We start from the raw sequence: 11,379 nt of genomic DNA, 5'->3' as shown, positions 1-11,379 counted from the left end.
AGTAGATTTAATGACTACACAAACAGCTCTAAACGTAGCAAAAAATCAACAACACCCTCTTTAAAAACTAAAAAACATATGGAATTCTATCTGATACATAAGAACATACCCTGCTTTTTACAAAAAGCAGGGTATGTTCTTTATTAATTATCTTTTTTAAATACAGCATTAAAATATAAAAAAATATACAGGAATAAATTACCTTAATTTAGGGAATTTTATAATTGTTGCTTATCTTAAAAAAGAGAGGTATTTTCTATGTATTATTACAAAGAAGAATTGATTAATATTATTAAGCCAGACAAACCAGATCCCGCCGCTGCGAAAGTCTTACAAGAAATACTTGGTGGCCATTTTGGTGAAATGCGTACGATGATGCAATATTTCTTTCAAAGTTCAAACTTTAGAGGAAAAGCGAAGCAATATCGTGATTTACTTCGAGGGGTTTTTCTTGAGGAAATTAGTCATGTAGAGCTTGTTCAGAATACAATTAATCAATTACTAAATGGAGCTGGTGAGCCTACACCAGGTAATGCAGGTATGGATAAAGCACCACTTGATGAGGCGGTTAAACATGCAAATCCTCACCATTTTATTGTAGGTGCTCAAAGCTCATTGCCAGTAGATGCAGCCGGTAACCCATGGAACGGATCGTGGGTATATAGCCATGGAAATCTAATTAGTGATTTAATGGATAACCTAGTTCTTGAATCAACTGGGGTACTTCAAAAGACAAGGATTTATGAAATGAGCTCAAATCAAACTTTTCGTGAAACACTTGCCTTTTTAATTGTGCGTGATAACGCACATCAAAATGCATTTGCGAAGGCATTAGAAACTTTAGGCGTAGAATGGGGAAAACTCTTCCCAGTACCGAACTACGATATCAATAAATATCCTGAGTGTAGAAAGTACGTAGAAATGGGATTTCATAATGCACAATTTAATTTCAGGTTGGATGACACAAGAATCGGAGAGATCTTCCAAGGTGAATCACCAAGTAGAAACAAAGGAATGTTAAGTGTAACGGAGCCACCAAAAGGTTTTCCTGTACCAGAGCTTCCTGAAATGCCAAATGAGCATAGTCCGGGATTAAAAGATATGGAGCTTTGAGATTATTATGACCAACCATTTATAAATGGTTGGTCATAAATCTAAAATAGACAATCTCAATATGGATTCAAATAAACTAGGATGTTTTCAAAAAGGAGGATATTCATTTTGAGTACAATAGAAAATACACTATCCATTTTCGCTTTAGGTGGGGTTAATGAAATAGGAAAAAACATGTATGCAATACAATATTCAGACGATATTGTGATTATTGATTGCGGTTCTAAGTTTCCAGATGAAAGTTTATTAGGAATAGATTTGATAATACCTGATATTACATATTTGCAAGAAAATAAGGATAAAATTCGAGGCTTAGTCGTTACACATGGGCACGAAGACCACATTGGAGGTATTCCCTATCTATTAAAACAATTAAATGTCCCAATTTATGCAACGAAATTAACCTTAGGATTAATTGAAATCAAATTAAAAGAACATAGACTTCAAAATTTAACACAGCTATTTGTTATTGATTCTGAGTCATTAATTGAGTTTGGACAAATAAATCTAACATTTTTTAAAACCAATCATAGTATTCCTGATTGCCTTGGAATTGCTTTTCATACCCCAGAAGGTACAGTTGTTCATACAGGCGACTTCAAATTTGATTTAACTCCTATTAATAATCAATATCCCGATATTCATAAAATGGCTAAAATAGGATGCAATGGTGTTTTGGCTCTACTCTCGGAAAGCACGAATGCCGAGCGTCCTGGATTTACTCCTTCAGAACAATCAGTAGGTGAGCGAATTGAAGAAGCGTTTACCAAAGCGCGTAGAAAAGTTATTATCTCTACCTTTGCATCCAATGTGAATCGTGTACAGCAAATAGTAAATGCTGCTTTAAAAACAGATAGAAAGCTTGCTTTACTGGGGAGAAGCATGGTAAATGTAGTTTCTGTTGCCTTGGAACAAGGTTACTTAGATATTCCTGAAGGAATGTTAATTGAAGCAAATGAAATCAACCAAATGGATCCAAAAAGAGTAGCTATTCTTTGTACTGGTAGTCAAGGTGAACCTATGGCAGCTCTAGCTCGTTTAGCCAGTGGAAGCTATCGACAGGTAGATATCTTACCTGATGATACTGTCATTTTATCTGCAACTCCTATACCAGGAAATGAACGCAATGTTTCAAGAATTATAGATAATTTATTTCGCTTGGGAGCTAATGTCATTTATGGATTAGGAAGTTCAACAGGAATGCATGTCTCTGGACATGCCTATCAAGAGGAATTAAAATTAATGCTCACTTTAATGAAGCCAAAATACTTTATTCCTATTCATGGTGAATATAGAATGTTACATCATCATAGTCAATTAGCAGAGTCCGTGGGTGTAAAAAAAGAGAACATCTATATCATTAGCAATGGTGAAGTTGTCGATATTAAGAATCAGATTGCTCATCAAACTAGAAGAATACCTGCTGGTAATATATATGTAGATGGATTAGGAATTGGTGATGTAGGAAATGTTATATTACGTGACCGTAAGCAACTTTCTGAGGATGGTATGCTTGTAATAGTTATTACTCTTAGTAAAACAGACGAGAACATAATTTCTGGTCCAGACATCATTTCTCGTGGATTTATATATGTTCGTGATTCAGAAGATTTTTTAGAGAAAATCAATCAACTAACGGTTGAAACTATTAATGATTTAAAAAAGGCTAATATTAGCCAATGGAATGTTTTAAAAAGAAAGTTAAGGGAAACACTGGGTCACTTTATATATTCACATACAAAAAGAAAACCAATGATTCTTCCCATCATAATTGAAGTTTAAAATGATTACTTTCTGTGCCGATTAAGTAAGGGGATTACAGATTTTGCGATACTTTTATCCCATGCCTAAAGGTGGATTAAAGTCATGCAGGGGCATTCCTGTATCGCAAAATCTTTTAGTCCAACATTAATTCCACAAGCGGATTCAGTTTTAGGCATTTGTTGTACTTTTGTTTCGGCAAGGATAGATATAAAATATTTACCACTCGGACTACGGCGAATCGTTGTATGCAAGGTACGCTCTTTTTCTTAACGAATTTTGGAAAAGCGAACCAGGCCAAGTTTAGGTAATTTCATTTTGGTGTCTACAATAGCAATATTTCCGTTCGTTTTCTTGGTTGTGTAGGATTAAACTTTATTCTTTTTAGACTTGAATCGTGGAATAGCATCTGCGAGATTTTTCAATGTTGATTGAAGAGCAATACTATCGACTTCTTTTAACCAAATTGTATCTCATTGCTTCTCTAATTGAGTTAGCGCGGCAGGACATAGGTTAATGAATTAAACTCTATATATTTATATTCAAAATTCATTCAGTATTTATTTTTCGAAGTAAAAAAGATAAGATCTTGGAATTGAATCTTATCTTTAGCATAAAGGATAATTAAAAAGGATGAAGGAGAAAGGCCGGGCTTTTAAGGCTTCAGAATAACTTTTATACAATTATCCTCACGATTATTAAAGATTTGATAACCATAACTCGCTTCTTCAAGAGGGAGTTTGTGTGTAATGATTTCCTTTGGATCAAATTCATTTTTTGTTATTTTTTCAAACAATTCGGGCATAAAATGAATGACCGGAGCTTGCCCCATTCTAAGATTAATATTCCTAATCCAAAATGCACCTAGTGGAAATGCATTATAGTTGCCACCATAAACACCTGTCATTTGGACCGTTCCATATTTTCGTACGGCTTTTGTAGCAATTTGTATAGGACCGAGGGTTCCCCCTTGTAATTTTAATTTTTGTTCAACAAACTCCAAAGGCGATTTCTTTCCATCCATACCTACACAATCGATGACGACATCCGCTCCACCATGCGTAATTTCTTTTAAATGTTCTCCCATATCCGGGTATTTTGTAAACTCAAATACCTCAACATTGTTAATCTTTTTTGCATAGTTTATTCGATAATCCAAATAATCAACTGCAATTACACGCTTGGCACCTTTCATCCAAGCAAATTTTTGTGTCATTAATCCAACGGGTCCACAACCAAGCACGATAACAGTATCGCCTGATTTTACACCTGCATTTATTACACTCCAATAGGCTGTCGGTAAAACATCGGATAAAAAAAGTAGCGACTCATCCTCAAGCTCGCATGATTCTGGTATAACAAAGGGAGTGAAGTTACCAAAAGGAACTTTTAAATATTCAGCTTGACCACCTGGATGGTTACCAAACTTCTCTGTATAACCAAAGTATCCACCAGAATCATAATGAGGATTTGAGTTATCACATTGACTTTCCATTTCATGTTGGCAATAAAAACAATGCCCGCAAGCAACATTAAAGGGGATGACAACACGATCTCCTTTTTTTACTTTAGTGACATCAGGACCCACCTCTTCAACAATTCCCATTGGTTCATGACCGATAATGTATCCTGGGGGTAAAGGTATATTCCCTTGGTATAAATGTAAATCAGACCCGCAAATAGCAGTTGAAGTAATCTTTACAAGAATATCATCTTTTTTTTCTAATCTCGCATCATCAACTTGTTTAACATGTACTTGATTTGGCCCTTGATAGGTTACAGCTTTCATAATTACATACCTCCTTTTTTAACATTTTCTCAAAATATCTTTTATATTTATTTATAATACAGAAATCATTTTCTTAGTTATTAAAGAGAGACCAGAATTGAATCAGGAGGAATACATAACCTTGTTATGAAAAGTTTTCATATTGCCTTTTCTTCCCTATGTCTTCTAGCTATATTTTAAGGAGAAAATCAATATTTATACATGTTAAAGCGAATTGAATTTCCATAAAAAGGAGAGACACATCGTCTCTCCTTTTATAAAACTTTAATTTATTAATGAATAAAATACTTCTATTGTAAATTCAGTAAGAAACTTAGACTTTTAATGTTTCATATAAGGATTATTGTTAAATATATCTTCCGTAATCAGGAATAGCTACTTTATCAAAATTCTTTACTAAACGACGCAATTCATTTCTTAATTCTTCCCCAAACATAGGTAGACCGTGCCCTGTCACTACAAACTTAGGATTCAACTTCTCAAGTATTTTTACAGACTCCCAGGCGTTCTCCCAATCAGTAGTAAGATATCTTGGTGGACCATTTAATTCTTTTTGTTGAATCAATACTTTATACAATGAATCTTGTCTTACGGTAACAAAAGCATCTCCAGCCATTAAAAAATGATCTACATTTCGAAACAGAGATATATGTCCAGGAGTATGCCCTGGAGTATGTATCCAACTCCATCCAGGCATATGGGGAACACTACCATCCGGAGGCAACTCATGTATACATTTACCTAAATCAATGCCCTTATTTGGAAACAAAGGAGAAATTTTCGCTACAAATCCACCCTCCACAGATCCATCTGGATCTGGATAATCTTTTTCACCATTTAAATAGGGGATTTCTAGCTTATGTGCATAAACCGGAATATCCCATTTTTTTACTAATTCAATCACAGAACCAACATGATCAAAATGACCATGAGTCAATATAATTGCTTTGGGTTTACTATGTTTACCAAATTTTTCTTCTGCAAAATCTATGATGAGATTCATCGATTTTGGCATTCCCGTATCAATTAGAACCCATTCGTTTGGCTTTGTAGAATCACCAACAAAACATACATTAACAATCTTTATACATAAACAATAGATGTTGGATGCAACTTCGATACTACTTCCATTGCCAAGAGAAGTTAAAGGTAAAATTGCTTCACCTAAATTACTTTTCAATTCTTGATTCAATTTTTCATTCATAAGAGCAAACTCCTTTTTATATTATGCTCTTTAGTATGTAGAATTACGAAAATAATATTACCTTCAAGCTAATTATCAACGGGTTCTAGTGCAAAAATAAAGTAAAAGAGAATATAGCTCATATATTTCTAGCGGAATTCTATTTTATGCTGTTAGTCCAAAAAATTGATGGATGAATTCTTTCTGGTTTTGAACAGACTGATCTCCTAAATCAATCTGTTCTTTTTTTATCATATGCATGGCTTCTACTCCTGCAAGAATGGATGTGGCTGTGCCAAAAGACTTGAACCCTAACATAGAACGCACACGTTTCTTAATAAAACCATGACCTTGTTCCACTATATTATTGAGATATCTAACTTTTCTTAACTTTATGCCTTCAGGCATATTTTTTGCTTCTTTCAACGCTTGAATTGCTACAGGATAGGCAGGGTTCTTATCTACTGTTATCACGCGAGGTTTAGAAACGTACGAAAAAGCCAAGGCTTTCTTGAAAAAGCACTTGGCTGCTTGTTTATCTCTTGATTTACTTAGATAAAAATCAATGGTATTCCCTTCTGAATCAACGGCACGATATAAATACATCCATTGCCCTTTTACTTTAATATAGGTTTCATCGACTTCCCATGAATCATTTGTTGATTTAAGATGTTGTCGTACTTTCTCTTCTAATTGAGGTCCATATTGATGAACCCAGCGCATAATCGTTGTGTGAGCAAATGATAATCCTCTTTCCTCCATCATTTCCATCAGGTTACGGAAGCTCAAATTGTACCGTAGGTACCACCTCACTGTTAATAAGATTAGTTCAGGCTGATAATGCTTCCATTTGAACAAATTTTTCTTTTCCATACCGATCACACACTTTTTTTAGAGTAATATTATCAGTATGTCTAAGTTTAGGAGATTACTTGCAAGAGCTTTAGAGTTTTTGCACCAGAACCGGCTTATTTTACCCTTCCACTTAAATGTTATTTTCGTTCATATAATGAATTATTCCTCTAGCATATTTATAAGATTTATATCATATATTAAGAGAAAGAATGCAAGTTAGAAAGGAGTCTGATAGAATGAGTTATTTGGAGGGAAATGACTTTAGTGAACAAAATATGGTAACTGTACCTAATCCCTACGTATATCAGACATTACAATCAGTAATTGGTAAACATGTGGTTATTGAAACTGTAAGAGGTAATGTACGAGGAAAGTTAAAAGATGTGAAACCAGATCATTTGCTCATTGAATATACGGTACCGTATATTGTACGCATTCAACAAATTGTATGGATTATGCCAAAACAATAATCAAATTACATCTAATTTGATTTATAAAAGATTAGCATCATAGACGACCAAGTAAAAACACAGGGCTTTATCTCTGTGTTTCTTCAAATTTTCGTTTTTGAATATATGCTTGAGCATGAATAATTTCTTCCTGAAGCTCTTTTAATTCTTTCATAGATTCTGATTCAATAGCCATGTAAGTAGTAACTAAGCTGATCATCATATCCATCTTCTCTACTATATTTTGAATGACCTGTTCAGATTCCTCTTTTTTAGGGTGTTGTATTGCTGTTAATACATCTTCTATATAATTATTCTTTCTTTGCTGGATATCATAAATAAACTGTTTTGTGTTTGAGTTCATTTGTTTTCCCTCCGTTTTGGATATATTTCCATTCTATCATATTTGAATAGAAAATATTGGATTCCCCTAAATTTACACCTGTCTCGTATATCTCCTCAAATATACAAACTAATTCCTTAACGTACAGGGAACTAATCGAAATGTTTCAATTTTATGTCTAAACGGGGTAGCACCACATCGCTATCAAGCTAAGCAAATACCCCAAAACGAGAAAATTGACATCTTCATTTGAAAATGCATAATTTTTTTGTTTTAGGGGTACGGAAACGATTCTGGGTATGAGGGGCCACTTTGGTATTTACTTACAGAACGTGTTCCCAAATGTCAAAATCTCATTTTGGGAACACTTCTAAAAAAAAACAGATACCTTTAGGTACACATTTTTGTTCCGTAAAAAAATGTTTTAGACTATAGAAAAAAGTATTAGATTATTAAAAAATAGTTGTAGACTGAAAAGGTGTTTTCTGTGTAGCTTAAAATCTTGAAAAATCCCTTCAGATTTTACTGAAGGGATTTTTCATTCACATAATTCTCATTAGCGTAGGTGATTTAAGCGTGTTTTAATTGTCGAATCCATAGTAAATCTCTAATTTGAAGGAGTATCCAGATAATAAGGCTCACCCCTGAGATACTTAATAATAAGACAGTTATTTCATAGTAATACCCACCAGTAGGGTGATATTGATGAACTATATACCAATCTCCAGCTTCAAGAGCTTCAGATACATAGAAGGTATCAGCTATAATTCCTACTTTTTTCTTTGCTTGCTCGGGATATAAATATTGTGCATGCTTTGGATTTATAGAAGAGATAGTATCTTTATTAATAACATGATTTTCTTTTGAATGAAGCACAAGATATTGATAAGTTGGATAATGTTTTTTGTGTGATTGTACCATTTGTTCAATTTGTCTTGTTTCTTGATGTGTTAAGATTTTCTTATCTTTTATTATTTCTGTGATTTTAGTAATCATGTTGTCCTGTTCTATATAGAAGTTAGTGTGTATCTTATCTGCTGTTAGAGATATCCATAAGGTTGCAACGAGGAAAAATAGAAATGTTATGAGTAGACCTTTACTAATCCAACTTTGGCCTTTAAACCAACCACACAATCTAATATTTTTCAATGTATCGCCTCTTTTCCATTAAATATTGTTAGTTTCTTTTCTAATAAATAAATATCCTTCATATAAATTCTATTCATATCATTTTCTATTTTGAAAGCTTTATGCAAGTATGATTTTATTAAGTATGTTTTCTTTGAAATTTCCTTATTTCCTATATGAGGTCCCACCAACAAAACGCGAATTTTGTACGCTAAGCAAATTTTCATTTAAAAAAGTCGAATTCCCGTACACTAAGGATTCGACTTTTTTAGATTGATTTATTCGACTAAAGCGCCCGATAATACAATAAGATTCATCATATAATTAATTATTGTTTATCAAAAGAAATTAAATAATTTCCTTACATGCCCAAGCGTCTACCTCTACTTTAAATACAGGAGCTGCTAATGCCACCACATAAATCATAGTAGTACAAGGAAGATGTTCACCTAGAAAATCTCCTATAATTTTTCTTCTCTTATCTGCATTAAAATCACCTACTAAATAAAATACCATCTTTGTTAAATCTTCTACGTTCATATTAGCAGCCTCAAGATTTCTTTTAATATTATCTAGAGCTAATTGTAACTGCTCCAATGGATCATCTGGAACCATTCCATCTATTTCCATGCCTAATTGACCTGATAATGTGAGCCATTTATTTGGACCTGTTATTTCTATTTGATGTACATATGGTGCTACTGGTTTATGTACTGTTTCTGGATTTCGGGATTTCTTCAACTAGAATCATTCCTTTGCTGAAATTTTATAATAATCTAAATTATTATATCAGTTTTCTGAGTGTGGTGTTAATTCGCCTTGTTAGTTAATTTATAATTCTTCACATTTTTTGTAACATATTTATCCAATTTGTGTTCTCTAAAAGTACCTAAAACGACCGTTTAAGGAACTCTATTTAGTTCTAACAAAACTGAAAGAAATACGGTCAAAAACCAGTTCTAAAACTCAATACCAAAAACAAAGTTCCATAACAAACATTATATGTCGTTTATGGAACTTTATTAACGTACGGTAAAACCAAGTTTTTCAACTTAGAAATTCCTTAGCGTACAAAATTCGCGTTTTGTTGGCGGGACCCCATCGCTATCAAGCTAAGGTTAGGAAAGATCAGTTTCAGAAGAAATTTTTTTCTTTTTCTAAAAATCAGTGTAGATCATTGGAAATTTTGCATATCAAATAAACCCTATCGGGTTTCAATTTTTTTGATTACGCTACATGATTGCGAGACATAGTAAAGTTGTATATGACACCTAATATATCAAAGACTGTTTTCTTCTTGTATCGATGAGATTTTCGTCCGTTTCGCTGTAGGAGGTTAAACAGACGAAGAAGAATCTTTGATAAGCCTTGGGTGTCTCTTTGTATTGCTCGAAACAGAAGAAAAAAATAGTCCTTAATCATATATATGGCTTTATATTCACTCAGCTCTTGTTTCTTTTTCATGAGAAGTAACTTCCGCATTTGAAACATAATAGAGGAACAGAGTAGAATGGCAATCAATTGCCCATACAAATGGCATTCCAATCGTTCTCGTTTTATCTTTTTACAATGATGAATGTGAAAGAATGATTTCCACGTTTTAAATAAAATTTCGATTTGCCAACGTAAAGAATACCAATCATATACTTGTCCCATCGGGACAATATCTGTAGGGGTGTTTGTCATATATACATTGATACCACTGAGTCGTTTACTACGAGAAGAATACTTCATTCCTTTCTTTTTTTCTCTTACAGCTTGATCTTGTAATCGTTTTTTTTGTTGTTCTTTTGTTAATCGATGTACAATCACACGAGTTGGTACTTTATCAGTCATTCCTACATAGGCGTCGGATATTTCACATGTTTGTCCTGGCTGAAGAGAGTTCATTAAGATCTCCATATCTATCTGTATATACTCTGTACCTTTCTTGATTCTTCCATCTTGAAAGTAATCAGGTTTGGGATTTTTTTGATAAATACGTGTATTCGACTTGATACGAGAGATATAGTAAGCCTTTTTATCTTGTATATGTTGAAGATCTTTCAAATGAAAATAACCTAAATCTCGGATACATAAATCATTCGCTGTTACAGTTGGGACACACAGAGAACCGTAGGTTCGATCATGTTGTTTACCTGGACCTGTATGAATATGTAGGAACTGTCCGCTTAACAGGTCATACTCAAGTTGAATTTTCATCCCAGCTGTATGACTGCACCCTCCTGCACCTGGATAAACGAATGAAAAGGGATCTGGGAGTTGAAAAGCAGTGGAATCTAAAATACGAATACGCTTGAAAACAGAAGTGTATGGAGAAGAAATCGGCATAGATGAGGCCAATTTTTGGTTTAGTAGTTCAGCTAATATGTGTTGTAAAAATTGGACGGCTGCTTTATTAAATCGTTGATTCAGTCCCTCGGGACTAATAAGTACTTCTGTTGATGCTTCTAAACAGCTAGATAACTGAGTTAAAGAAGTCGTAGCGACATTTTGGCTCATCCATACACATAAAGCGACTAAATCTTTTGCTTGGTACTTACTGGTTCGTTGCACAAAACCAACATCTCGAGCAAGATTTTGTAAGATATTTGGGGATAAGAAGCTTTGAATTTCTTGAGCAAATAATTGTAATTCATCAGATACAGAAATTGACATACAAAAACGCCATCCTTTCCTATTGGAGTGAACCCTGAGAATGAGACGATAAAAAACACCTCTCTAAATCGTAAGTATCAGTTATGATTTTAATGGAGGT

At 33.6% G+C, this 11,379-nt stretch carries 10 protein-coding genes and 1 pseudogene; 3 read left to right on the top strand and 8 right to left on the bottom strand.

All coding sequences use genetic code 11. The features are described 5' to 3' along the window. Positions 1-258 precede the first annotated feature (258 nt). Positions 259-1,113 (top strand): manganese catalase family protein, encoded by an 855-nt coding sequence (locus JDS96_RS28325; RefSeq protein WP_199668808.1) that lies wholly within the window; start codon positions 259-261, stop codon positions 1,111-1,113. An 81-nt stretch (positions 1,114-1,194) separates the two neighbouring features. Continuing rightward, positions 1,195-2,895, top strand: coding sequence for a ribonuclease J (locus tag JDS96_RS28320; RefSeq protein WP_374221018.1), 1,701 nt, complete (start codon positions 1,195-1,197; stop codon positions 2,893-2,895). Between the two features lie 101 nt (positions 2,896-2,996). Here JDS96_RS28320 and JDS96_RS32585 read toward each other — a convergent pair. The 4 genes and pseudogenes from JDS96_RS32585 to JDS96_RS28305 form a co-directional block, all read right to left on the bottom strand. Continuing rightward, positions 2,997-3,383: pseudogene (locus JDS96_RS32585) on the bottom strand (IS200/IS605 family element RNA-guided endonuclease TnpB); the annotation flags it as partial. A gap of 146 nt (positions 3,384-3,529) precedes the next feature. After that, positions 3,530-4,663: a zinc-dependent alcohol dehydrogenase gene (locus JDS96_RS28315; RefSeq protein ID WP_199668806.1), complete on the bottom strand. Its 1,134-nt coding sequence runs from the start codon at positions 4,661-4,663 to the stop codon at positions 3,530-3,532. A 346-nt stretch (positions 4,664-5,009) separates the two neighbouring features. Next, a complete protein-coding gene (locus JDS96_RS28310; protein WP_199668805.1) occupies positions 5,010-5,867 on the bottom strand; it encodes an MBL fold metallo-hydrolase in 858 nt (285 codons plus the stop codon). Between the two features lie 144 nt (positions 5,868-6,011). Further along, positions 6,012-6,719, bottom strand: a complete 708-nt coding sequence (locus tag JDS96_RS28305; protein WP_199668804.1) for an IS6 family transposase — start codon at positions 6,717-6,719, stop codon at positions 6,012-6,014. A gap of 218 nt (positions 6,720-6,937) precedes the next feature. Between JDS96_RS28305 and JDS96_RS28300 the strand changes: the two genes are divergently transcribed. After that, positions 6,938-7,171, top strand: a complete 234-nt coding sequence (locus JDS96_RS28300; RefSeq protein WP_199668803.1) for a YuzF family protein — start codon at positions 6,938-6,940, stop codon at positions 7,169-7,171. A 67-nt stretch (positions 7,172-7,238) separates the two neighbouring features. On the opposite strand, the gene JDS96_RS28295 is transcribed toward JDS96_RS28300, so the two are convergent. The 4 genes from JDS96_RS28295 to JDS96_RS28280 form a co-directional block, all read right to left on the bottom strand. Then, complete coding sequence (locus tag JDS96_RS28295) at positions 7,239-7,514, bottom strand: hypothetical protein (protein ID WP_003204176.1); 276 nt, start codon at positions 7,512-7,514, stop codon at positions 7,239-7,241. A 549-nt stretch (positions 7,515-8,063) separates the two neighbouring features. Next, entirely contained in the window at positions 8,064-8,642 is a 579-nt protein-coding gene (locus tag JDS96_RS28290; RefSeq protein ID WP_199668802.1) for a hypothetical protein, read from the bottom strand. 327 nt (positions 8,643-8,969) lie between these two features. Then, positions 8,970-9,362, bottom strand: a complete 393-nt coding sequence (locus tag JDS96_RS28285) for a RidA family protein (protein ID WP_199668801.1) — start codon at positions 9,360-9,362, stop codon at positions 8,970-8,972. Positions 9,363-9,848: 486 nt separating this feature from the next. Next, complete coding sequence (locus JDS96_RS28280) at positions 9,849-11,279, bottom strand: IS4 family transposase (protein WP_199668800.1); 1,431 nt, start codon at positions 11,277-11,279, stop codon at positions 9,849-9,851. Positions 11,280-11,379 lie beyond the last annotated feature (100 nt).

Source organism: Bacillus cereus group sp. N21 (assembly GCF_016483395.1).
Lineage (GTDB): Bacteria > Bacillota > Bacilli > Bacillales > Bacillaceae_G > Bacillus_A > Bacillus_A pseudomycoides.
Note: the sequence above shows the minus strand (reverse complement) of the source record. Positions and strands in the feature narration are given on the sequence as shown.

Coding starts and splice junctions, on each gene's coding strand:
- JDS96_RS28310 (WP_199668805.1), bottom strand. CDS start 5,867: ATGAATGAAAAATTGAATCAAGAATTGAAAAGTAATTTAGGTGAAGCA.
- JDS96_RS28305 (WP_199668804.1), bottom strand. CDS start 6,719: ATGGAAAAGAAAAATTTGTTCAAATGGAAGCATTATCAGCCTGAACTA.
- JDS96_RS28300 (WP_199668803.1), top strand. CDS start 6,938: ATGAGTTATTTGGAGGGAAATGACTTTAGTGAACAAAATATGGTAACT.
- JDS96_RS28320 (WP_374221018.1), top strand. CDS start 1,195: ATGTTTTCAAAAAGGAGGATATTCATTTTGAGTACAATAGAAAATACA.
- JDS96_RS28295 (WP_003204176.1), bottom strand. CDS start 7,514: ATGAACTCAAACACAAAACAGTTTATTTATGATATCCAGCAAAGAAAG.
- JDS96_RS28325 (WP_199668808.1), top strand. CDS start 259: ATGTATTATTACAAAGAAGAATTGATTAATATTATTAAGCCAGACAAA.
- JDS96_RS28280 (WP_199668800.1), bottom strand. CDS start 11,279: ATGTCAATTTCTGTATCTGATGAATTACAATTATTTGCTCAAGAAATT.
- JDS96_RS28315 (WP_199668806.1), bottom strand. CDS start 4,663: ATGAAAGCTGTAACCTATCAAGGGCCAAATCAAGTACATGTTAAACAA.